This is a genomic window from Nitratireductor luteus (assembly GCF_026162365.1).
GTDB classification, from domain to species: domain Bacteria; phylum Pseudomonadota; class Alphaproteobacteria; order Rhizobiales; family Rhizobiaceae; genus Chelativorans; species Chelativorans luteus.
In genome coordinates, this window is record NZ_JAOANW010000005.1 from 17,841 (window position 1) to 39,805 (window position 21,965).

Here is a 21,965-nt window from a genome sequence, read left to right on the forward strand (position 1 = left end):
GAACGCAAGCGGCGTGGGCGATGCGGAGGTCAGTTTTTCAGCAACCCAATCTCCGCCAGAACCGGGCGCACGTTCTCCATATCTTCCTTCACCAGCGTTTCCATCTCCTTTGGGCCGAGATAGGCGGGATTGAAAAAGAACTCTTCGAGCCGCTGCGAAAACTCGGGGGCTTCGACCAGGCCCTTGACCGCGCCGGAGAGCTCGTCGACGACCTCCTGCGGAACACCCGCAGGGGCGACGAGGCCGAACCATTGCGAATTCACATAGTCAAAGCCTTGCTCGCGGTAGGTCGGCACGTCCAGCATGAAGGACCAGCGCTCCTCGGCGGCAAGGCCCAGCACGCGGATGTCACTTTGGCCGTCCTCGCCAAACAGAGCAGGAAAGTTGGACCCCCCGCCGGTCAGGAAATCGACCTCGCCTGAGAGCAGCTTGACCAGACCGTCCTGGTTCGAGTCGGAGTTGACGAAGGTGGCCTGCACCCCTTGCTGCGCGAGGAAGACAGCCATCGCAAGATGCGGTCCGGAGGCAACGCCGGACCCTGAATAGGCGAGACGCTCGGTCTTGAGAGCTTCAACGAGATCATTGAGCGACTCGTAGGGGCTGTCCGCACGCACCGCGACCCCCGAGGGGATCTGTACGAGGCGGGCAATCATCGCGAAGCTGTCGACGTCATAGCCGGTCTCGGATATCAGAGGCCGGGCGCCGAGGGTCGAGTCGGAGCCGATCGCGACGGTGTAGCCGTCAGGCCGCGCGTTGGCGAGATTCGACAGGCCGATGGCACCGCCCGCGCCAGGCTGATTGATGATCACGACCGGCTGGCCGAGCGCTTCTTCGAGCGGCGCAGCCATCAAGCGCGCAACCTGATCGGTCGCACCGCCCTGGCCGAACGGCACGATCATCTGGATCGGCTTTACGGGATATTGCTGTGCGGCGGCCGGCCCACCGATGAGAACCGCCGCGGCAACGGCAATTCCCGCAAGCCGGATAAATTGCTTCTTGAACATGTTTTCCTCCCTTTTTCTGTTCATGTCACTGAACTTTGAGCGAACTGGCCCCCGAGGATTTGGATGAGTATTCGAAGGGCGTGGCTTTGGCTTATTCAGCTCCGCTATGCCTGGAACACCGGTTTGGTTGTCCCGCCTTGGCAGCTCCGATGGCATGATCACCGGAAAAAGCGGTCGAGGCAGCCTATGTCGCTTCGGTCGAACCCGATCACCTCCTCATCGGTACGGCAGTCCTGGCCGACGTCTCTCCCCCAAGCTCGGCCGGAAAATCCTTTCTGCTCTACGAGACGCTCGCTTCAGTCACCTCCGCAATCGCCGCCGCGATGTCGTCCGGCCGCTCCACTAATGTCAGATGCCGAGCATGCGGCAGAATGGTCAACCTCGCGCCAGGAATTTCCCGCGCTAGATATTCCGAAGCCGCAACCGGAGTGGCGTAGTCATCCTCGCCGACGACGACCTGAGCTGGCACCTTGATTCCGGAAAGGACGGGCCGAAGATCGGCCGCTCCGAGCATGATACAGGACGCAGCATAGCACTCTAGGTCATTGGCAATGAAGATCTCGATCACCTCAGCGACGCGTTGGGGATGGTCGGCTTGGTAAGCGTCGCTGAACCAGCGTGTTGTCTGAAAGCCGCTCATCGACGCCAACCCCTCCGTCCGTGCCTTGGCGGCCCGCTCGGCCCATGAGGCTTGGGCGTCCAGCCCATACCAACTGGTCGTGTCGACGAGGATCAGGCCTTTCAGTCGCTGTGGATAGGCGCCGGCAAAGGCCTGCGCCACACAGCCCCCCATCGAGCATCCGGCCACGACTGCCCCGGACCACCCCGCGTGATCCATGAGATCGGCAAGATCGTCGGCAAATTGTTCGACACTGTAGGGGCCGGGGCTCCGTTCGGACCGGCCATGCCCGCGGCAATCCGGTGCGATGACATCCATCTGCGCCGCCGTCAGCCGCGCCGCCACCGGCTCCCAAAGGCTACCGTCTAGTGCCAGCGGATGAACGAGCACAATTCGCCCACCCGGATTGCCAACGCCCCAACGGCGGTAGGCGATCCTCGCGCTGTCGCGCAAGCTTGCAGTTTCGATTTCTGCATTCACTATTCAGCTCCCGGCTTTGCGAAGCGGCCTTGTGCGCCTTCTTGTCTCATGCACTCGTCACATCTGCCGTTGTTGCTTCGGAAGCGTCCATCAGCGGCACGTTCCAAGCATCGTAGCCATAGAGCCAAGTTGGATCGTCATTGCCGCCGGACATCCAGGTATTCGCGCTGGAAATGGCCTGGATACGCGATGTTCGAGGCTTGCGATTCGCCTCATAATTGCGGAAAGCGCGCTCTATATCATCACCTTCGAGCGCCGAAATGCAGCGGGCGAGGACGGCCGCGTCCTCGATCGAGGTCGCCGCCCCTTGGGCCATGTAGGGAGTCATCGGATGACAGGCATCGCCCAGCAGCGCCACACGACCGTCGCTCCAATGTGGCAGCGGCTCACGCTCCAGAATAGCCCATTTGTGGCAATCTGGGCACGCATTCAGCACCATCTGCACTTCGGGATGGAACCCATCATAAGCTGTGCGCAGTTCTTCGACATCACCCTTGGCCGACCAGGACTCCTCGGTCATCCATCTTGCGTCTTCCGGTACGCTCGTGACGAAATAGAGATGGCTACGGTTCGGTGTGGTGTAATAGATAACGATATGCCGATCGGGCCCCCACCATTTCGTGCGCGATGGCGCGATCTCGTCGCCGCCCATTAGACTGGCCTCAAAAACGGCGCGATAAGCGATGCGCCCCTTGTGCAACGGCGCATCGGGACCGACGATGATGTCGCGTACACGCGAATGGACACCGTCCGCCCCGATCACAGCATCGGCGCGCACTTTCGTGCCGTCGGCGAAGCGGAGCTCGACGCCGTTGCCCACCGGGTCCAGCCCGACGAGTTTTTTGCCCAAATGCACGATCTGGGGTGGCAGGACGGAATAGAGCGCCTCATGCAGGTCGGCACGGTGCGTGCAGAGGAAGGGTGCCCCGTACAGACTTTCAGGCATTGGCAGCTCACGCTTGATCTCGCCCGTATCCCAGACCCTGTTCAAATGGGAGTAGGGTTCGAAGGACACTTTGCGGAGCTGTTCCTCGACGCCGATTCCGCGCAGCACACGCGATGAGTTGGGCAGCATCTGGATGCCGGCTCCGACTCGTAAGAACCGTTCGGCCTGTTCGTAGACGTTCACTTCGACACCGACCCGGCGAAGTGTCGCGGCGACGGCCAGTCCTCCCATTCCGGCGCCAACGATTGCGATTGATAGCTTTTTCTTGCTCATCGGATCTCCGGATTTGACTACTTTGTCCCCGAAGGTAGCCTGGTCAGAAGTGTATGTAAAATATCTATTTTATACTATATTAGGACTTTATAAGTTTGAATGCGGCGAGGATACTCGGATGAACCGTCTCTCCTCAAGGGAGCTGGACCTAGTCAGCGGGTGTTACCTGCCCATGCATTCCTGGGCAATTTCGGAGGTGATCTCGATAAACCTCTTCACGAGGGCGAGCCGCTCATTCGTGCGAAAGGCGATATAGAGCGGCAGGGGAGGAATGACGTCGCCTGTCAACGGCCGGTAGTGGACCGAAGCACGGTGCAGGATGCCCATCGAGGCGGGAACGATTGTCAATCCGCGCCCGGCGGAGACGAGATTGATCGCCGCGATCATGCGACTGACCTGATCGGAGATGGTGATAGGGATCTCCGCCTGGTCGAGGCGTTTCAGGATGCCATCGAAGATTCCCGGGCCATCGGGACGCCGGTAGACGACGATCTTCTCGCCTGCCAACGCCCGGGTTTCGAGCGGACCATCGCCCGATCGGGCCAGCGGGTGGCCGGCTGGAATCGCGACGATCATTCCCTCCTGCCCGAGGGACCGGCTCGTCAGATTCTTGAAATCGTCTGTAGCGACATGTGAAAATGCGACGTCAATCCTGTTGTTCTGCAAGGCGAGAACCAACTCATAAGTCTCGCTCTCCTCAACCGCGATCTGCACCAGCGGGAAGCTCTGCCGAAACGAGCCCAGCACCCTCGGCGTCAGTGCATGCAAAGAAGCGGAACTGGTGAAGCCGACTGACAACGTTCCGCTCTCGCCAATGTTGAAGCGGCGAACGTGGTCCACCGCCTCCTGTGCTCGGGAAAGGATCGCCCGTGCCTCCTCAAGGAACACCCGGCCTGCAGCATTGAGGGCAATACGCTTCGGCGCCCGATCGAAGAGCTGAACACCAAGCTCGGCCTCCAGCGCTTTCAACTGCTGACCAAGCGGCGGTTGCTGGATCCCCAAGCGCTCCGCCGCGCGCGTGATGCTGCCTTCTTCGGCAACGGCAACAAAGTATCTTAGATGGCGTAGTTCCAAGGTACCTCTCTACATCGCGTATACATCCAACTAAACGTGTCCGCTCATAGATCTCGGGGAAGCGACCGAGTTGGAAGATCGCTATTTGGCCAATCGAAAGAGTGGTCGGCGTGTTGAGTCAGTAAACCTCATTGTTACATGTCAAAACGACAATTTTTATTGACCGAGACAATATTGCAAACATCAACCTTTCTCCATCGCACACGAACTTGCTCATTGCCTCACCATTGGGGGCATGTCGAATGTACGCCTCAACGAGCTTGTCGATCCGGATCACCTGACCATCGCTGCATTCTTCTCGTCAATCTGATGTTGCTCTTCCTCGGTATGTTGATGGAGGGGACGGCGCTGCTCATTGTGCTGGTACCCTTGCTGAAGCCCGCCGTCCTGGCCCTTGGAATTGATCCTGTTCATGTTGGAATCGTGATGATCGTCGATCTGTCGATCGGCACCGTGACGCCGCCCTTGGGGACGGTGATGTTGCTTGTCACAAGCCTGTCCGCGGTCAGAATGGGCGAGTTCGTCCGCGAATCTGGTGCGCTCTATCTTGCGCTCCTGCTCCTTCTCGTTCTCATCATACTTGTACCTGGGCTATCCCTCGTGCTGACCTACCCCTGTGGAAGGGTATTTAGTAAGTTGACTCTTATAAAAGAGTCGTGAATGACAAAAGGGCCGTATTCGCCATTTTTAAAATGCCACCGCGGGAGGACCCCATGCCGAAGCCGATAATCGTCGATGCCCATGCGCATGTTCTGGATGCCGAGACGATTGCTCTTCTGCAGCGGGAGGTGCCGAAGCTGGCGCCGAAATTGATACCCATCGACGACGATTTCGCCATTCTGGAGATGATGGACGTGGTTCAGAACCCCTTTCCGCGCGGGGCATGGGATCTGGAGCGGCGGTTCGAGGACATGGAGCGCTATGGCCTGGATCGCCAGGTCGTCGCCGTCTGCCCTCAGACGCTGCTTTACGGGGCTGAGGTGCAGGCGTCCCTTACTGTGGCGCAAATCCAGAATGACCAGATATCGGCCATGTGCGCGCGGTATCCCGACAAGTTCGCTGGCCTCGCCGCCGCGCCCATGCAGGCACCCGAACTGGCGGCGGAAGAGCTGACGCGCGCGATGCGGGACAAGAAACTCGGCGGAGCGATGATCGGCTCCAACATCGGCGGCAAGAACCTAGACGATCCGGATTTCGACCCGTTCTGGGAAGTCGCCGACGCGCTTGGCGCTTTTATCCTTGTGCACCCGATCCATGTCGCAGGGATCGAGAGGCAGCGCAGCTATTATTTGAAGAACATCATCGGCAATCCCCTCGACACAACGATTGCAGCGGCGTGCCTCGTTTTTGGCGGAGTGATCGAACGTTTTCCGAACATCACCTTCTTCATGTCCCATGGCGGCGGTTTCACGCCCTATCAGGCAGGCCGCTTCGTACATGGCTGGAATGTGCGGGACGAGCCCAAGCAGCGCCTCAAGGGGCGGCCCGAAGCGTCGCTGGACAAGCTGGTCTACGACACTATTCTTCATGCTCCCGAGCCGCTGCAATTTCTGATCGAGAATGTCGGGGCGGACCGGGTGATGCTGGGCACGGATTATCCGTTCGACATGGGGCAGTACGACATGGTTTCGGTCGTAAAATCGCTGGGTCTCGACCCTGCCACTGAACGCAAGGTTTCCTCCGGCACAATCGGTCGGCTTCTGCCCGCCGGCTTTGCAACGGCGGCAGTCTAAGTGGTGCTCCGCGAGAGCATCTCGCGCCAGCGTGGCGCCCGGCGGGATGTCCCTCTCTACGAGATGGTCGACAGTGTCATTCGCAAGCGCCTTGTTGAGAACGACTATCCGCCAGGTTCGATGCTGCCGAGTGAAATTCAACTGGCCAAGGAACTTGGGGTCAGTCAGGGTACCGTGCGCCGGGCGCTTGACGGCCTAGTGGCCGAAGGGCTGGTGAATCGGCGTCAGGGGCTGGGAACCTTCGTGTCGGAAATGGAAGACCGCCGGTCGCTGTTTCTGTTCTTCAACATGATTGCCCATGACGGCCGCCAGGAAATGCCAGCGGCGCGGCTGATCAGCGCCGAAGACGGTCAGGCGAGCGAGGAGGAGGCCCGCAAGCTGGCCGTGACGCCCGGCGCGCCGGTGCGCCGCCTTCTGCGGATCCGGCTGTTCCGCGAGACGCCGACGATCGTCGAACGTGTTGTCGTTTCGGAGTCGGTACTGCCCGGTCTTGGGCGCGACTCCACGCCGCCCGATCATCTGTTCCGGCATTACGAGACAAGGTACAAAGTCACCGTTGTGGAGGCCGACGAAAGCCTACGCGCTGTGGCAGCGACAGCTGAGGAGGCGCGGTTATTGGAAATCGCGCCCGGCGCTCCGCTTCTTGAGGTAGATCGCGTCGCATTTGCCATCGGGCGTCGGCCCGTGGAATGGCGGGTGAGCCGTTGCGACACCTCGGGGCACGACTACCACATAGACCGCGGATAAGCCCCGAAACCAAGCGAAATATGCGCGTGGGGTGGGTTGACCTAAGTACGCATATCAGTCTTATATAAGAGTTATAAGAATCGTTGGAGTGGCCGTTCGGATGGACGGCTGAAAGGGAGGAGAAAATATGAAGCTGGTATCCACAATCGCAATGACGGCTGTGCTCGCCACGACAGCAACGGCGTCGATGGCGGCCGAGTGCGGAGATTTTCCGCAGCGCCCGATCGAGGTCGTCGTGCCTTATGGCGCGGGCGGCGCAGTCGACATCACATCGCGCACGCTTGCCGAGGCCGCCAAAGTGGTCGCTGGCTGGGAACTGCGCGTTGCCAACCGGACCGGCGCGGGTACCGTCACTGGGCAAGATTATCTTGCGACCCAGGCGCCGACCGACGGCTATACCATAGGTGTGATGCCTCTTATGGCGGCCGTTCTCAACGACGCGGATGAGCGCAATGCGCTTGAGCCGGGCTCTCTGGAAGTTCTGGAAGCCATCGCCTTCGACCCTTGGCTATTCGTGGCACTGAAGGGCCAGACCCTCGATAGCCTGATCAAAAAAGGGGAGGCAGGCGAGCTGCGCTACGCCTTCAGCCCTGGATCCGAACAGGGGCTGATGGGTGACAAATTCCAGGAGAAGCACGGCTTTGAGATGGCGCGTGTTCCTCTTGCCGGCGGCGTCAATCGTCTGGGTGGTCTTCTCAACGGTTCCGTCGATATCGCGCCCAGCTTTTACGGCGAGTCGAAGCAGTATATCGACAGCGGCGTCATGGTGCCGATCGGCTATACCAATGATGTGCCCTTCGGACCGGACGAATCCACGGTCGCACTTGGCAGCGAGGGATATGACTTCGGTCACAATGTTTGGGGCTCTTATCGCGTTGTCTTGGTTCCAGACGGTGTGCCGGAGGACATCAAGTCGTGCCTTGCGGATACCTTGACCGAGATCATGGAAAGTGAGCAAGGCAAGGAAATATTCCTTGAAAAGACCATCCTCGTCGAACCGGTCGGTCATGAGACGGCGAAGGCCAAATACGGCGAATTCCAGAAGATCGTGAACGACCTGCTTGCGGTCAAAGGCTAATGCAGGTGTCGACCGAACTCCCGGAGACCGAGCCGGACCATCCGGCTTCGGTGCCAGCAGCCCGGTACGTCCGGGCTGCTGCGCATGGTGCCATCCTGTTTCTGGGTGCGGTGCTGCTTTACGATATCCTGACCACGGAAGGCGTGCGTATGTGGCCGGATCAGGGCTTTCCGCTGTTGGTGGTCGGCTTTGTCACGGTCACGGCGGGGCCGGCTCTGATCCGCTCCCTGATGCTTACATCGCCAAATTGGGGTGAAAATCCGGCCGGCAGTCTGGATCGGGCGAACCGCATTCGGCTGGCGATCTTCGCCAGCACTTGGCTGGCGTATGCGCTGCTGCTGCCATTGCTGGGATTTCTGGTATCGGCGACCATTGCCATCACCATTTCGGCATGGGCGCTTGGGCGGGCTCGGATATGGATCGCGCTGCCGGTGTCGGCCATCGTCGCGGTTCTTGTCTTCCTTGCGTTCCAGCGTGTCCTTTATGTCAGCCTGCCGCTCGGGGAACTGGACCGGCTGCTGATTCATAGTTTGCCGAGGGGTTGATCATGGGCGGACTGGAGCCATTGATCGGCGGGTTATCCGCCGTCTTCCGACCGGATTGTCTTATGGCAGCATTCGGCGGGGTCATCATCGGAATCATCTTCGGGGCGGTTCCGGGGCTGAACGCCACGCTGGCGATTGTGCTGTTCCTGCCAGTGACCTTTCTTATGTCACCCGACGCGGCACTGATACTACTGAGTGCGCTCTACGTCGCGGGCATCTATGGCGGTTCCATTTCCGCGGTCGTGCTGGGCATCCCCGGCACCGCGGCATCGGTCATGACGGCGGTCGAAGGTTACGGCCTCGCACGGCGGGGCATGCCGAATAGGGCGCTTCAGATATCCGCTTTTGCTTCGGGGCTGGGCGGTCTGATCTCCGCTATTGCGCTGGTCACAATGACGCCAGCGCTGGCGCGAGTTGCGCTCAGTTTTGGGCCGAGCGAGTTCTCACTGCTGATTGTTTTCAGCCTTCTCCTCGTCATCCTGATGGCACCGCAGAACCTCTTCGCCGGGTTCGGGGCTGCCGCGCTTGGGCTTATGTTCGCTATGGTGGGTTATGATCCCGTGGCCGTGGGCGAACGCCTGACCTTCGGTATTGCAGAGTTGCGGGGCGGGCTGCCACTGGTGCCTATGCTGCTTGGCTTCTTCGCGGCGCCCCAGGTCATTCGGCTTGCCGTCGAGGCGCTGCACGGCACCAATACCCGTATGGACAGCACCGACAGTTTTGGGTTCTGGCAAACTGCAAAAGCCACTTTCAAGTGGAAATGGACCGTACTGCGCGCCTCGACCGTGGGGCTGGGCATCGGCATCCTGCCGGCTGTCGGGGTCGAAACCTCACCCATTCTGGCCCATTCGCTCGAGCGCCGCTTCTCCAAGAACCCCGATTTCGGTGAGGGAAGCGAGGATGGGCTGATCGCAGCCGAATGTGCCAACAACGCCACCGTCGGGGGCTCTCTCATCCCATTGATCGGCTTGGGCATTCCCGGCAGCGCACCCGCGGCCGTGATGCTGGGCGCCCTGACCATGCATAATGTTGCGCCAGGGCCGCTGATCTTCATCACCAACGGTGATTTGATCTATGCGCTCTTCGCAGGATTCATCGTGGTCAATCTGATGATGATGATCTTTGGCGTGCTGCTGGCCCGCCAATTCGCCATCACCCTGCGCTTGCCCAAAGGTCTGATCGTGACCTTTGTCGCCGCCGCTGCCATCTTTGGCAGTTATGCCAGCGGAACCAGCCTAACATACGTCTACGTGCTTATCGGTGCGTCGGCGGTGGTCGCTGTGATGCTGCTGGCCGACATCCCGATCCTGCCCTGCGCGTTGGCATTCGTACTGGGGCGAACGCTGGAAAACCAGCTCGCTGTGTCCTTCGCCTCGATGAGCGGTGTCGGAGAATTGTTCGCCCGTCCCGCCTCGGTCATGCTGATCGCGCTAACCCTTGCGGCTACCGTGATCCTGCTGCGGATCCGGCTGCAGGACGCGCGCAGTACGCCGCTGGCTGTTCAGCAGAAAGTTGAGAGATGAATACGCATATGGTTCCACATATCCGCTCAATCAATCCCGCTACGGGCGAGCAACTGGCCGATTTTGCGCCCGACGGTCCGGCCGAAATCGAAGCGAAACTGGCGGCGGCGGCCAAAGCACAGAGGGATTGGGCGCTGCGACCTTTGGACGAGCGCTGCCTACTGCTGGGTCGTATGGCCGCCGCACTGCGGGATCGCAAGGCGCATTTCGCGCGGTTGATCAGTCTGGAGATGGGCAAACCCATCACCGAGGCTGAAGCCGAGATCGAGAAATGCGCGTGGTGCTGCGAGCACTACCGAGACAGCGCGGCGGACTATCTAGCGCCTGAGGTCATTGGGTCGAACGCCAGCCATAGCGAGGTGGTCTTCGACCCGCTCGGTGTGGTGCTGGCCGTGATGCCCTGGAACTATCCGTTCTGGCAGTATTTCCGCTTCGCCACCCCGGCCCTTGCGGCGGGCAATGGCGCGCTGCTGAAACATGCCAGCAACGTACCGCAATGTGCACTGGCCATCGCCGAAGTGATGGACGCCGCCGGCGCGCCCAAAGGGCTGACAGCTACGCTGATGGTCGGCGCGGGTGCGGTGTCGTCGATCCTGGCTGATAGCCGCGTGGCGGCGGTAACCCTGACCGGATCGACCGAAGTGGGCGCGAAGATCGCCGCCCAGGCCGGCGCATTGCTGAAAAAACAGGTGCTTGAGCTCGGCGGCTCGGACCCCTTCATCGTCCTTGACGATGCCGATCTCGACCTAGCGGTTGAAACAGGGATCAAGGCGCGGTTCCAGAATACCGGCCAAAGCTGCATCGCCGCCAAGAGATTCATCGTGGTCGATGCCATCGCGGATCGGTTTGCCGAAGCCTTTACCGCCAAAGCGCGGGCGCTGAAGGTCGGCGATCCTCTCGACCCCGCCAGCCAGCAAGGGGCCATGGCGCGCAGCAATCTACGGGATGAACTGCACGACCAGGTGCAGCGCAGCATCGCGGGCGGGGCGACCCTCCTTTGCGGCGGCGCCCCGGTTGACGGGCCAGGCGCCTTTTACGCGCCGACGGTCCTGGACCACGTCGGCCCCGACAACACTGCGTTCCGGGAAGAAACCTTCGGTCCCGCCGCCGCCATCGTTCGTGTTCCGGATGCCGAGAGAGCGATTGACTATGCCAACCGGTCCGAATTCGGTTTGGGAGCCGCGTTATGGACCGCGGATATTGAGCTGGCGCGAAGGCTCGCCCGCCGGATCGAGGCGGGCGCGGTCTTCGTCAACGGCATCGTGGCCTCCGACCCGCGTCTGCCCTTTGGCGGCATAAAGCAGTCCGGCTACGGACGCGAGCTTGGCGCCTGGGGGATTCGGGAATTCACCAATACAAAAACCGTGTGGATCGGTCCCGCACAGGTACAAAAAGGATAATTTGCCATGGATGCGAAAGCCACGTTGAACCTGCCTCCGGCCGTTCTGCGGACCTTCATTTCCGACGTCTTTGCCGCGCATGGCATGCCGGCGGCGGACGCCGAAATCGTGGGCGAGATGATGGTCGAGGCCGATATGCACGGCAGCGACGCGCATGGCGTCTTCAGGTTGCCGCGATATATCGACCGGTTACGGGCCGGGGGCTTCAATCTGAAGCCTGAGATCCATGTGGACAGGCGCAAGGGCGGCCTGGCGCGGGTCAACGGCGATGATGCGGTCGGGCATCTTGTCGTCAAACGCTGCGTCGATGAAGCGATCGAACTTGCCGGAACGCATGGCATCAGCTGGGTGGGATGCCACCATTCCAATCACGCCGGCGCCGCAGGGGTCTGGGCGATGCGTGTGGTCGAGGCCGACATGATCGGCATCTACATGGCCGTGGGCAGCGCCAATCACATGGCGCCCTGGGGCGGGGTAGACCTCCTGCTGTCCACCAACCCGATCGCAATCGGCGTGCCGGGTGGCGAGAGCGGACCGATCCTTCTGGATATGGCGACGACCAACGCGGCCTACGGTAAGGTCAAGCTGGCCGCGCAGCGCGGCAAGGACATGCCCGATGACTGGATGATCGACGCCGACGGCAATCCGCTGACCGATCCGAACAAATCGGCGGGCGGGTCTCTCCTGCCTATCGGCGGACCTAAGGGATACGGTCTGGCGCTAATGATCGGCCTACTGGCAGGCACGCTGAACGGAGCTGCAATGGGCAGCGAGGTCGTTGATTTCAATGCCGACGATGAAAGCTCTACCAATACCGGGCAGTCGGTCCTTGTCATAGACCTCAAAGCCCTTGGCGGCGGGGACCTGTTCAAGCGGGAGATCGATCGCATCCGGGCCGAGATGGTCGGATCGCGCACGCGCCCCGGCTTCGACAATATTCGACTGCCCGGGGATCGCGCGCTGAGGACGCGCTCCGAGAGGGCGATAAATGGCATACCATGCCCGCCTGCGCTCCTCGACACGCTGCGGCCCGTCGCACAGGCGGCCAAGGTAGCGCCGTTGGAAGACCGTTTGTGAGGGTGACCCGGATGGACAAGACACCACGCGTTTTCGACACGGAGGCCATTGGCAGCTTTGATCGGGGTAATGGCGTTCAGACGCGTCTCTTCTGCAGCCGCGAGCGCTGCGGGGCCGAGGTGACGACCGGCACGACCACCTTGCCCGTGGGCCGCTCGGTGGCGCTGCACTCACATAACTGCGACGAGCAGATCGTGATCCTACAGGGTCACGCCGAGGCGGAGTTCCGGGGCGAACGCCACCCGATCGGCCCGATGGAGGTCGCGTATATCCCGGAGGGCGAGGTGCATTGTTTTCACAATGTCGGGGATGAGACGGTGGTGATGCTGTTCATCTACGCCGCGGGAGAAGTCACCAGAACCTTCGCCGGCAGCGGTGAAACCGTGCGCCACCTGTCGGAGAAAGATCTTGCGCAACCGAAGGCGGGTTAAGTGGCGGCAGCGAAACAACGGGTGATCCGCTTTACGCTCAACGGCCGTGAAGCGGCCATCGAGGCGCCCGAGACCGAACCCCTTCTCTGGGTTCTCAGGAACCGCCTGAACCTGAAGGCAGCGCGCTTCGGCTGCGGGGGATCGTCATGTGGGGCCTGCGCGGTTCTTGTCGACGGCCGGCCTGAGATGTCGTGCTCGTTGAAGTTGTGGGCTGTCGAGGGCAAGCGCGTGGAGACCGCGGAAAGCCTCTTCGAGGGCGATGCGGAGCACCCTCTTGTCACCGCCTTCGCGGAAGAGAGGGCCGGCCAGTGCGGCTATTGCCTGTCCGGTCTGGTGATGCGGGCGAAGGCCCTTCTGGACGAGAACCCGAAGCCCACCCGCGAAGACATCATCGCGGCGCTGGATGAAGGACTGTGCCGCTGCGGCGCGCATCCCCGGATCCTGCGCGCGGTGGCCCGTGCGGCGGAAGCATTGAAATGAATGACGACTGGATGAGCCTTCCAAAGACCAAAAGCCTCGAGGCTTATCCGCTCATTTCCGACTGGCTGGATTTCTCTGAGCCGGGTGTTGTGAAGGCGCGCAGCGGTCGGGTGGAAATCGGACAGGGGATAGCCATTGCCTTGCGCCGGATAGTGGCCGAGGCGTTGTCTCTCGAAATGGTGCGGGTGCATCTGGTGGCAGGCGACACGCGCGAAAGCCCGAACGAGAATTACACCGCAGGCAGCATGTCGGTGGAACTGGGTGGCCAGTCGCTGCGCGCCGCTGCGCTCGCCGCCCGCGCGACCTTCCTGCTAGCCGCGCGGGACAAGTTGGACGCGGAGACAGTGGACCTGCAAGATGGGCAGGTCCTTCAGCACGGAGAAGAAACCGAACTCGACATATGGAAACTGGCCAGTGACCTTGCGCTGGACATTCCCATTGCCGAGGCAGTGGTCTCCCGCCCTGGGCGGATGGCGCGCATTGATGAAACCATGGCGGAAGCGGGCGGTGATGCGATCCGTGCCCGGCTGCGCGGCGGCGCGTTCATCCATGACATCGTGCTTGAGAACATGCTGCACGCTCGCGTCCTTCACCTGCCTCATCCCGCGGCCCAACTGGTCTTTGTCGACAGCGAAGCGGTCGAGGCGCTGCCCGGTGTGGTGATGCTGCATCGCGACGGCGCGTTTGCCGCGGTCATCGCGGAAGAGGAGGCGCAAGCCATGTCCGCCGTCGCGCGGGCGGATTCCACGGCGGACTGGGATGTGCCGGGCGGCGGCATTCAGAAGCCCGAAGACCTTCTGGCCAGCGCCACCGAGCTTGAGACGATGGCGGAAGCCGGCGATCTGGCCAGGGCGGGGAACCGCAAGGTCGTGGCGGAATTCTCGCGCCCGTTTCTCGCTCATGCCTCGATCGGTACATGCTGCGCGCTGGCGCTGTGGCAGGACGGCACTCTGACCGTATGGAGCCACGCCCAGGGGCCCTACCAGCTGCGCGCGGGTCTGGCACAGGCTCTGAACCTCGACGAGGCCGCGATCGACGTGATCCATAAACCTGCTGCGGGTTGCTACGGCCATAACGGCGCGGATGACGTCGCCTTCGAGGTCGCTTTGCTGGCCCGGGCCTGCCCCGGCCGTCCGGTGCGGCTTGCCTGGCGAAGGGTGGATGAGCTGACGCGCGGATCTCTGGCCCCTGCCATGACGAGCCGGGCCGAAATCACGCTTTCCGACGGCGGAGAGATCGCAGCGATGTCGCTTGACATTGTCAGCGCGCCGCACCAACGCCGGCCCGGCCCCGGCAAGCCGAGTTTCGCCTCCGGTCCCCTTCTGGCCGACCCCGTGGCCCTCGCCCCGGCGACGGAGCCTCCACCCGCCAATGGCGGCGGGGCCGACCGCAACGCCGTGCCGCTCTACAAGACCGGCGCACTCAAGGTCGCGCGGCGGGTCGCATATGATATCCCGCTGCGCACCTCTGCCATGCGGGCTCTGGGCGCGTACGCAAATATCGCTGCGATCGAACTGGCGATGGAGGCTGCGGCCGATGAACTTGGCGAAGATCCGATAGGCTTCCGCCTGCGCCATCTCGATGATCCACGCGCCCGGCGCGTTGTCGAAAAGGCTCGCGACATGTCAGGCTTTACCACCGATACCGATGGCGAAACGGCCAAGGGTCTTGGCTTTGCCAGGTACAAGAACAAGGCAGGTTACTGCGCCGTGGTAGTGGAGGTCAGCGCGGGTGAGAGTTTGATCGTGCCTCGGCTATGGGCCGCGGCGGATGTGGGCGAGGTCATCGACCGCGAGGGTGTTCTGGGGCAGGTCGAAGGCGGCGCTATCCAGTCGTTGAGCTGGAGCCTGAAAGAGGAAGTGCCGATCATCGGCGGCGCGCCGGACGTCCCGGATTGGGAGCATTATCCGATCCTCCGCTTTTCCGAGATTCCCGTGATCGAGGTGGCGCTGACGGGTGATCCTCGCGACCCGCCACTCGGCGCAGGGGAGATCGCGCAGGGACCGGTTGCCGGGGCGCTGGCAGCTGCGGTGCGACGGCTCTTCGGGCTCGACAGTCTGCGAGTACCGCTGACGCCGGAGGGTCTGGCCGGGCAAATGCTCGGATGAACCGACAGATCAGACCTGTATTGGCGCTGCGAAGGGTGGCCTCATGAGCGGCTTGCGATCCGGATCGCCCGTTGCTGCCGTCGGCTTCGCTCTGGCGGCACAAATCGCGACGATGCTCCCCGTCTTCCTGCTGGGCACACTGTTTCCGCTTCTGAGGGCCGATCTGGGCATGGGTGAGGGAAGCCTCGGCTATAGCGTTGCCGTCTTCTTCGCCGCCTCGGCGCTCGGCTCGGGAGCGCTGGCGGGCCATTCCGACCGGTTCGGACCATGGCCCGTAGCGCGCGCCGCCTTGGCGGTAACCGCCATGCTTTGCCTGATCGTGCCTTTCGTGCCGTCGGCGGTGCTGTTGCTGCCCGCGATGGTGCTGGCGGGGTTGGCGAACGGCAGCATCCAGCCGGCGACCAACGTTGCGCTGTCCCGGGCGGTGTCACCTGGGCGGCAGGGCTTTGCCTTCGGGCTCAAGCAGGCGTCAGTGCCGTTGGCTTCGCTTCTGGCAGGCCTAGCCGTTCCGATAATAGCGCTCAGCGCCGGGTGGCGGACGGCCTATGTGGTCGCGGCCCTGCTACCGGCTGTTCTGATCCTCGGTCTGCCGCGCAATTCCTTGCCGCCCAAAGCGGCGCAACCGCATAGCCTGCGACCGGGATGGTCGCGGGGCAGTCTGGTTTTGCTGGGAATCATGTCCGGCGTTGGCGCCGGGTCTGCGAATTCCATGGCGGCCTTTCTTGTGACCTCGGTCGAGGCGCAAGGTATCCCGGTCGGCAAGGCGGGGTTCATCATGGCGCTAGGAAGCGGCGTGTCGATTGCCGTCCGGATCCTGCTGGGCGCGGCCGCCGATAGGTTCGCCCTGCCGCTTCTACTGGCCGTCAGCGTGCTGATGCTCGGCGGCGCGGTGGCCTATTGGTTGTTTGCACAGGGCGGCGGCTGGATAGTGCTGGTCGTGGCCACGACGCTTGCCTTCGGCATGGGCTGGGGCTGGGCCGGGCTGTCGATCCTCGCTATTATCCGCGGTAATCCGGCAGCCCCCGGCCGGGCCTCAGGCGTAGTGCAATCGGGGTTGTTCATCGGCGCTGTCATCGGTCCGCTGGGCTTCGGCTGGACGGTGTCAGTCCAAGGCTTCGATGTGGCCTGGACGGTGCTGGCTGTCCTCACTGCCGTCGCTGCGGCGATCCCGGCATACCTCTCGGCGCGGGTGGTGCGTGAGGTACACGGCGCCTGGCGCGGCTGACACCTCCATCTGGCTGGAATTTTTTAACTGCGATCCCGGGAGGGCGGGAGAGGAACTGTTTGAAGAAGTCGAAGCCCACGAACGCCCAGAGTCTTGTGAAGGCCTACCGATGCGCTCTCGGCGCCGGCTTTGTCATCCACCAAGTAGCCGAAGCGGCAGTGCCCTGATCCATGGGACATGGGTCACGGGGGCGGGACAGAATACGATTGCGTCTCGACGAACATCCCGATGAAACACAGGAGCCCTCTGCCGCGTTGGGCCTAGCGGATGAACTGGTCCACGAACTCAATTCCGAGCCCGACTGTCTCATAATGTGCACGGCACAGGTCGATCTTCGTGAACACGTCCTCGTAACCGAGCTGTTTTCCGTCAGGGTCGACATAGATCATGCAGCCATTGACCTGGAACAGCGTGATCATTTCCTCGATATGGGGATCGACCACCAGCGTATGGGTCTCGCCCGGCGCTTCATAAATATAGCCGCCCTCGACCGCTTCCCAGTCGTGCTCCAAATAACGCCACGCGCCCTTGATGACATAGCCATGAACAGGCTGTGGATGGCGGTGACGCGACAGGACGCCGGACTTCCGCACCTTGAGAAGATTGACCCAGTAGCCTCGTGAGGCTGAAAGGCACAGTGGGCGGAACCAGACATTCTCCGCCTGCGGAACCCAGACACGGTCATCGTTGGGCAGAACGCTCGGGATCACGATCTCCGGTGGCGATTCTTTGGGCTGGGGATGTCGATAAGGGATGCGAGCCTCGTCCGCATTTTCGAGCGCATGGTGTTGCGTGTTCGTCGTCATCGCAAAAAATCCTTCCAGTATCCATTTTCTGGTTAGCAGGCTGCGTAGCCGCCATCGATCGGCAGGACGGCCCCGGTTATAAACCCAGCCTGTTGCGAGAGCAGGAAGAGAACAGCTCCGCCAATGTCATCTGGCTTGCCCCAACGCCTCATTGGCGTGCGCGCCAGAATGCCCGCCGAGCGGCCTTCATCCTCGACCAGATTCCGTGTGAGTTCCGTTTCCACCCAGCCGGGCGCAATCGCATTCACGCGAACGCCTTCCTCGGCCCATGCGGTGGCCAGCGCTTTCGTCAACTGCGCGACGCCGCCCTTGGATGCGGTGTAGGCCGGCACCATCGGCCCGCCGAAGAAGGAGAGCATCGACGCGGTGTTGACGATGGATCCCCGGCTGCGCGTCAGAAGCGGCTTGGCCGCGATGCACATGCGCATCGTGCCAGTCAGGTTGACGTCGATGACGCGACTGAAATTCTCGATCTGATATTCGGCACCGCCTCGCATGATCATCCCGGCGCAGTTGACCAGTGCATCGAGCTCTTCGACTGCCTCCAGGCAAGCGGCTATAGATCGGTCATTGGTGACATCGAGCTGGCATAGGGCCAGATTGTCGGCAGGTGGAACTGCCGAGAGTTCAGCCTCTGTTAGGCCGGCGGCGGTGACGTGGTAGCCGGCGGCAAGCAATGTCCTCGCTATGCCCGCACCAATGCCGCTCGTACCGCCCGTTATTAACGCATGCGGCATTATTGTACGCCCTCGGTCGCCAGCGCGTCGAGAACCGCCTGCCGCATAGGCATGGGTGCAACGGCGCCATAACCGCGCGTCGAAAGGGCTGCCGCCGCATTGGCAAAACGTGCTGCCTGGAAAGGATCTCCGTGGCTGAGGAACTCAGCCAGGAAGTTGCCGTCGAACGTGTCGCCGGCCGCCGTGGCGTCCACCGCTTCCACACGAATGCCCGGCACGCGCCGGCGCTCGTCCGGCGTCGCTACAAGACATCCCCCCTTGCCCAGTGTCAGCGCCACGATACCGGCACCCTGTTCGAGATAGTAGTCGGCAACTGCATCCGGTTCGCTCAGTCCCGTCAGTTGCTCTGCGTCCTCAAGGCCGGGCAGGGCGATATCCGTCATGCACATGGTCGCGCCAATCAATGCGCGCGCGCGCTCGAGCGGCCATAGCTTCAGCCGCAGATTGGTATCGAAGGAGACTTTCGTGTTCGCGCGCCGGGCGATCTGGATGGCTTCAAGGACGGCATCCGACGCACTCGCGCTAATAGCTATGGATATGCCGGAGACATGGAGGATTTCGGCATTCTCGATGTAGGTACGCGGCAAATTTTGCGGACCCATTCGACTCGCCGCCGAGCCCGCGCGAAGATAGGAAAAAACGTGTCCGTTCTCTCCATGAGTGACAAAATAGATACCTGTATGGGCCTGGGGATCGCGAGTGACTTGCGATGCGTCGACGCCGTTTTCCGTCCATAGGCGCATGAAGCTGTCGCCGAACTCGTCTTCCCCCAGCGCGGTGATGTAACCCACAGCGGTGCCAGCGCGCGCCGCGGCGATGGCACAGTTGGACGTATCGCCGCCATGACCGCGCAGATAATGTCCCTTCTCGTCCACCTGGTTGAATTCGACGAGCGGTTCGCCCATGCAAACGATTTGCGGATTGGACATGTCGGCGTTTTCTCCTTGAATCTAGATTCGGCCGTACTTGGCCATGCCTTCCTTGAGCGACCCAGACGCGATGATGAGCTTGGCCTGCTCGGCTTCCTTCAGGTCGATCTCCTGAGCTGCGGCAAGCACCTCGGTGGCATTCTCCCGCGGCACGATGACCACGCCATCGACATCACCGACCACGATGTCTCCAGGATTGATGGTAACATCGCCGATCGTGACCGGAACCATTGAGGCGATCGTCCTGTAGCGTCCGACGGTTGTTCCAGGGGAGGCCGAACGCGCGAAAACCGAAAACCCGAAATCGCGCTTAATCTCCGTTATGTCACGCACGGCGCCATCAAGGACTGCGGCCTCAAGTCTGTTGGCGACGGCGCCAGCCGTCATTAGGCCGCCCCAAACTGCCACGTTGCAATCGCCGGCGACCGAGATGACCATGACGCTGCCGGGCGCGGCATTGTCCACCAGTTCCAATGCGTGCGTCGGCGGCACCTCCTCGCTTGTGGCTTCTTCCAGAACGGTCGCGGCCGGTCCGGCAATCTTCCGATCGCTGGTGCGTGGTGTGATGGCGGAATCGAGATAGCCCTTCTTGCCGCAGATCTTGTCGACAGCATCTGCGACGGAGGCCGTTGCAACCCGGCGGAAACCTTCGATCAGGTTCTTGTCCATACTTTGTGCCTTCTCTTGCGTTGACGAATATGTGCTCAGTTCAATCCCAGCGATTGACCCAGTGCTTCGGGGGCTCGCCGGCAAATACGCGCGCGACCTCCTGCGCAGCCTTGGTCTGCAGTTCCGCGACGCTTTCTTCGGAGTACCAGGCAGTGTGGTCGCTTAGCACCGTGTTGGGTGTGGAGAAAAGCGGGTGATCGGGAGCCGGCGGTTCGTTGGCGAACACGTCCAGCCCGGCGCCGCCCAGATGGCCGGACTGCAACGCCTCCGCCAGCGCTGCCTCGTCGATGAGGCCACCGCGCGAGGTGTTCACGATGACCGTTCCCGGTCGCATTGCCGCAATCCGCTCGCGTGATATCATCTTTTCCGTGGATGCGCGGAGAGGGAGGTGCAGCGAGATGACGTCGCTGCACGCGATCAACTCGTCAAGATCGGCTGCGACGGCTCCGTAGGGGAGGTCGCTTCCATTCGTATCGTGCACCCGCGTCTCGCTGAAGCCGAGCGTCGAGACCTTCCGGTGGAAGGCCGCGCCGATGCGGCCATATCCGATAATGCCGAGCGTGCGACCAGCGATGCGGTGCATCGGCTCGCGGCGCGCCGCGTTCCATACGCCTTCGCGGACCGCACGATCGCGTGCGGCGGTGCGTCGGAGGACCGAGAGCAAGAGGGCGAGCGTATGGTCGCTCACTTCCTCGACTCCGTAATCGGGCACATTGGCGACATAGATGCTGCGTGCAGTCGCCTGCTGGCGGTTGATGTTGTCCACGCCGACCCCATAGCGCACGATGACGCGGCAATGCTTCATCCCATCGATCGCCTCGGCCGAGACAGGGCTCTCCCTCACCAGGACCGCGTCCGCGTCGCGGACCGCTTCCACGACCGCCGCCGCGTCCCCATGACAAGCACGCTCGATGACCGTGAAGCCATAGGGTTTCAGGATGTCTTCCTCGATCACATGCTGGTCGTACCCGGCGTCGATTACGACGGCGACCGGTGCACGGTCGCCGTCACGGGAGTAGTGATGGCTGGATGCCGGGTGTGTCACGAACCGGCCTCGTCGATGGCGCCCAGAAGCCGGTCCACCAGATCGACGCCGACCTGCTCGTCCAGGTAGGCGCGTACGGCAGGCTGGGCGAGCTTACGGAAGGCATCGCGCTCCTGCGGTGTAAGGGTCGTCACCGTCATGCCACTGTCGGCAAGTATGGTGCTGGCATTAGAGTCCTGCGCCGCCGTCATGCCGCGGTGGATGCCGATGGCGATGCGGGTGCCATCCTCGACGATCTTCTGCCGCTCCGGCGTCAACTGCTGCCAGAAGGCATCGCTCATCATATAGGCGTGCAGGCTGAAGACATGGCCGTCCAGCGTCACGTGCTCCTGGTTCTCGTAAAGACTTGCGGCCAGAATGTTGGTAACGCCGTTCTCCTGCCCATCGACCGTACCCTGGGCAAGTGCGGTTGGCAGTTCGCCCCAGGCGATCGCCGTCGCGTCGCCACCTAGCGATTCGACCAACGAGACATAGACCTGGCTAGGCTGAACGCGGATCTTCAGGCCCTGGAGGTCTCCCGGCGTCTTGATCGGACGTTTGGAATTGGTGAAGTGACGCACGCCGTTATCGGCAAATCCGAACAGGCGGATCTGCGTCTCGGCCAGCATGTCCTCGGCAAATTTCTGGCCAAAAGGACCGTCGAACACATTCCATGCCACGGCCTGGTTGTCGAACGCGAAGGGTAACGAAAAGACTTCGATGGGTGTGTAGGTTCCGGCAATGCCGCCATCATGAACAACCGCCATCTCGATGGTGCCGAGTTGCAGCCCCTCCATGACTGTCTGCTCGTTGCCGAGCTGTCCAGCCGGATAGATCTCCACGTTAATCTCGCCACCCGTCGCACCTTCGACATAGGATTTGAAAGCCATAGCGGCGGCGTGTTTGGGCTGATCCATTCGGCCTGGCTGATAGTGACCGTATTTGATGGTGAGTTGCGCGAGGGCGGGGGCTGCGGCTACGACCATTGCCGCGACCACGATGCCCGCAAGGCCGGCCAGTCTGTTGAGAATGCGCATGAATTCCTCCTCTTTCTGAT

The 21,965-nt window shown here is 61.9% G+C and carries 22 protein-coding genes; 12 read left to right on the plus strand and 10 right to left on the minus strand.

The features are described from left to right. Positions 1-29 precede the first annotated feature (29 nt). The 4 genes from N1058_RS07010 to N1058_RS07025 all read right to left on the minus strand — a co-directional run bounded on the left by N1058_RS07010 (position 30) and on the right by N1058_RS07025 (position 4,396). Entirely contained in the window at positions 30-1,004 is a 975-nt protein-coding gene (locus N1058_RS07010; protein WP_265516803.1) for a Bug family tripartite tricarboxylate transporter substrate binding protein, read from the minus strand. A 280-nt stretch (positions 1,005-1,284) separates the two neighbouring features. Then, positions 1,285-2,103, minus strand: a complete 819-nt coding sequence (locus tag N1058_RS07015) for an alpha/beta fold hydrolase (protein WP_265516804.1) — start codon at positions 2,101-2,103, stop codon at positions 1,285-1,287. Positions 2,104-2,149: 46 nt separating this feature from the next. Further along, complete coding sequence (locus N1058_RS07020; RefSeq protein ID WP_338040635.1) at positions 2,150-3,322, minus strand: FAD-dependent monooxygenase; 1,173 nt, start codon at positions 3,320-3,322, stop codon at positions 2,150-2,152. Between the two features lie 162 nt (positions 3,323-3,484). Then, positions 3,485-4,396, minus strand: coding sequence for a LysR substrate-binding domain-containing protein (locus N1058_RS07025; RefSeq protein WP_265516805.1), 912 nt, complete (start codon positions 4,394-4,396; stop codon positions 3,485-3,487). 138 nt (positions 4,397-4,534) lie between these two features. On the opposite strand from N1058_RS07025, the gene N1058_RS07030 reads away from it, so the two are divergent. From N1058_RS07030 to N1058_RS07085, 12 genes are all read left to right on the plus strand, one after another. Beyond that, positions 4,535-5,056 carry a TRAP transporter large permease subunit gene (locus tag N1058_RS07030; RefSeq protein WP_265516806.1) on the plus strand — a complete coding sequence of 174 codons (522 nt, stop codon included), beginning with the start codon at positions 4,535-4,537 and terminating at the stop codon, positions 5,054-5,056. A 53-nt stretch (positions 5,057-5,109) separates the two neighbouring features. Then, positions 5,110-6,129 (plus strand): amidohydrolase family protein, encoded by a 1,020-nt coding sequence (locus N1058_RS07035; RefSeq protein WP_265516807.1) that lies wholly within the window; start codon positions 5,110-5,112, stop codon positions 6,127-6,129. A 3-nt stretch (positions 6,130-6,132) separates the two neighbouring features. Then, positions 6,133-6,876 carry a GntR family transcriptional regulator gene (locus tag N1058_RS07040; RefSeq protein WP_265516808.1) on the plus strand — a complete coding sequence of 248 codons (744 nt, stop codon included), beginning with the start codon at positions 6,133-6,135 and terminating at the stop codon, positions 6,874-6,876. A 127-nt stretch (positions 6,877-7,003) separates the two neighbouring features. Next, positions 7,004-7,954: a tripartite tricarboxylate transporter substrate-binding protein gene (locus tag N1058_RS07045; RefSeq protein WP_265516809.1), complete on the plus strand. Its 951-nt coding sequence runs from the start codon at positions 7,004-7,006 to the stop codon at positions 7,952-7,954. Positions 7,955-7,959: 5 nt separating this feature from the next. Then, complete coding sequence (locus N1058_RS07050; protein ID WP_265516810.1) at positions 7,960-8,499, plus strand: tripartite tricarboxylate transporter TctB family protein; 540 nt, start codon at positions 7,960-7,962, stop codon at positions 8,497-8,499. Positions 8,500-8,501: 2 nt separating this feature from the next. Then, the gene (locus N1058_RS07055; RefSeq protein ID WP_265516811.1) at positions 8,502-10,022 is read left to right on the plus strand and encodes a tripartite tricarboxylate transporter permease; all 1,521 of its coding nucleotides are present in this window, start codon (positions 8,502-8,504) and stop codon (positions 10,020-10,022) included. Next, the gene (locus N1058_RS07060) at positions 10,019-11,422 is read left to right on the plus strand and encodes an NAD-dependent succinate-semialdehyde dehydrogenase (protein ID WP_265516812.1); all 1,404 of its coding nucleotides are present in this window, start codon (positions 10,019-10,021) and stop codon (positions 11,420-11,422) included. Before N1058_RS07055 ends, N1058_RS07060 begins: the two co-directional genes overlap by 4 nt. Positions 11,423-11,428: 6 nt before the next feature. Then, entirely contained in the window at positions 11,429-12,499 is a 1,071-nt protein-coding gene (locus tag N1058_RS07065) for an Ldh family oxidoreductase (RefSeq protein WP_265516813.1), read from the plus strand. An 11-nt stretch (positions 12,500-12,510) separates the two neighbouring features. Next, positions 12,511-12,930, plus strand: a complete 420-nt coding sequence (locus N1058_RS07070) for a cupin domain-containing protein (RefSeq protein ID WP_265516814.1) — start codon at positions 12,511-12,513, stop codon at positions 12,928-12,930. Then, a complete protein-coding gene (locus N1058_RS07075; RefSeq protein ID WP_265516815.1) occupies positions 12,931-13,410 on the plus strand; it encodes a (2Fe-2S)-binding protein in 480 nt (159 codons plus the stop codon). Beyond that, positions 13,407-15,518: a molybdopterin cofactor-binding domain-containing protein gene (locus N1058_RS07080; protein WP_265516816.1), complete on the plus strand. Its 2,112-nt coding sequence runs from the start codon at positions 13,407-13,409 to the stop codon at positions 15,516-15,518. Before N1058_RS07075 ends, N1058_RS07080 begins: the two co-directional genes overlap by 4 nt. A 43-nt stretch (positions 15,519-15,561) precedes the next feature. Beyond that, the gene (locus N1058_RS07085) at positions 15,562-16,743 is read left to right on the plus strand and encodes an MFS transporter (RefSeq protein WP_265516817.1); all 1,182 of its coding nucleotides are present in this window, start codon (positions 15,562-15,564) and stop codon (positions 16,741-16,743) included. Between the two features lie 260 nt (positions 16,744-17,003). Here the strand turns inward: N1058_RS07085 and N1058_RS07090 are convergent, their stop codons facing one another. From N1058_RS07090 to dctP, 6 genes are read right to left on the minus strand one after another with little or no spacing between them, the layout of a single operon-like run. Further along, positions 17,004-17,549, minus strand: a complete 546-nt coding sequence (locus N1058_RS07090; RefSeq protein WP_265516818.1) for a 2,4'-dihydroxyacetophenone dioxygenase family protein — start codon at positions 17,547-17,549, stop codon at positions 17,004-17,006. 32 nt (positions 17,550-17,581) lie between these two features. Continuing rightward, on the minus strand, positions 17,582-18,286 hold the full coding sequence (locus tag N1058_RS07095; protein WP_265516819.1) for an SDR family NAD(P)-dependent oxidoreductase: 705 nt from the start codon (positions 18,284-18,286) through the stop codon (positions 17,582-17,584). Further along, a complete protein-coding gene (locus N1058_RS07100) occupies positions 18,286-19,215 on the minus strand; it encodes a sugar kinase (protein ID WP_265516820.1) in 930 nt (309 codons plus the stop codon). Before N1058_RS07100 ends, N1058_RS07095 begins: the two co-directional genes overlap by 1 nt. Before the next feature lie 21 nt (positions 19,216-19,236). After that, a complete protein-coding gene (locus tag N1058_RS07105; RefSeq protein WP_265516821.1) occupies positions 19,237-19,884 on the minus strand; it encodes an RraA family protein in 648 nt (215 codons plus the stop codon). A 40-nt stretch (positions 19,885-19,924) separates the two neighbouring features. Next, positions 19,925-20,929, minus strand: a complete 1,005-nt coding sequence (locus N1058_RS07110; RefSeq protein ID WP_265516822.1) for a C-terminal binding protein — start codon at positions 20,927-20,929, stop codon at positions 19,925-19,927. Continuing rightward, positions 20,926-21,945 carry a TRAP transporter substrate-binding protein DctP gene (dctP, locus tag N1058_RS07115; RefSeq protein WP_265516823.1) on the minus strand — a complete coding sequence of 340 codons (1,020 nt, stop codon included), beginning with the start codon at positions 21,943-21,945 and terminating at the stop codon, positions 20,926-20,928. The genes N1058_RS07110 and dctP overlap by 4 nt, the downstream gene beginning before the upstream one ends. Positions 21,946-21,965: the final 20 nt, after the last annotated feature.

Bases quoted from the DNA above. Each gene is read 5' to 3' on its own strand.
- N1058_RS07010 (WP_265516803.1), bottom strand. From the start codon at position 1,004: ATGTTCAAGAAGCAATTTATCCGGCTTGCGGGAATTGCCGTTGCCGCG.
- N1058_RS07020 (WP_338040635.1), bottom strand. From the start codon at position 3,322: ATGAGCAAGAAAAAGCTATCAATCGCAATCGTTGGCGCCGGAATGGGA.
- N1058_RS07030 (WP_265516806.1), top strand. From the start codon at position 4,535: ATGTCAAAACGACAATTTTTATTGACCGAGACAATATTGCAAACATCA.
- N1058_RS07035 (WP_265516807.1), top strand. From the start codon at position 5,110: ATGCCGAAGCCGATAATCGTCGATGCCCATGCGCATGTTCTGGATGCC.
- N1058_RS07045 (WP_265516809.1), top strand. From the start codon at position 7,004: ATGAAGCTGGTATCCACAATCGCAATGACGGCTGTGCTCGCCACGACA.
- N1058_RS07055 (WP_265516811.1), top strand. From the start codon at position 8,502: ATGGGCGGACTGGAGCCATTGATCGGCGGGTTATCCGCCGTCTTCCGA.
- N1058_RS07060 (WP_265516812.1), top strand. From the start codon at position 10,019: ATGAATACGCATATGGTTCCACATATCCGCTCAATCAATCCCGCTACG.
- N1058_RS07065 (WP_265516813.1), top strand. From the start codon at position 11,429: ATGGATGCGAAAGCCACGTTGAACCTGCCTCCGGCCGTTCTGCGGACC.
- N1058_RS07070 (WP_265516814.1), top strand. From the start codon at position 12,511: ATGGACAAGACACCACGCGTTTTCGACACGGAGGCCATTGGCAGCTTT.
- N1058_RS07080 (WP_265516816.1), top strand. From the start codon at position 13,407: ATGAATGACGACTGGATGAGCCTTCCAAAGACCAAAAGCCTCGAGGCT.
- N1058_RS07085 (WP_265516817.1), top strand. From the start codon at position 15,562: ATGAGCGGCTTGCGATCCGGATCGCCCGTTGCTGCCGTCGGCTTCGCT.
- N1058_RS07090 (WP_265516818.1), bottom strand. From the start codon at position 17,549: ATGACGACGAACACGCAACACCATGCGCTCGAAAATGCGGACGAGGCT.
- N1058_RS07095 (WP_265516819.1), bottom strand. From the start codon at position 18,286: ATGCCGCATGCGTTAATAACGGGCGGTACGAGCGGCATTGGTGCGGGC.
- N1058_RS07100 (WP_265516820.1), bottom strand. From the start codon at position 19,215: ATGTCCAATCCGCAAATCGTTTGCATGGGCGAACCGCTCGTCGAATTC.
- N1058_RS07105 (WP_265516821.1), bottom strand. From the start codon at position 19,884: ATGGACAAGAACCTGATCGAAGGTTTCCGCCGGGTTGCAACGGCCTCC.
- dctP (WP_265516823.1), bottom strand. From the start codon at position 21,945: ATGCGCATTCTCAACAGACTGGCCGGCCTTGCGGGCATCGTGGTCGCG.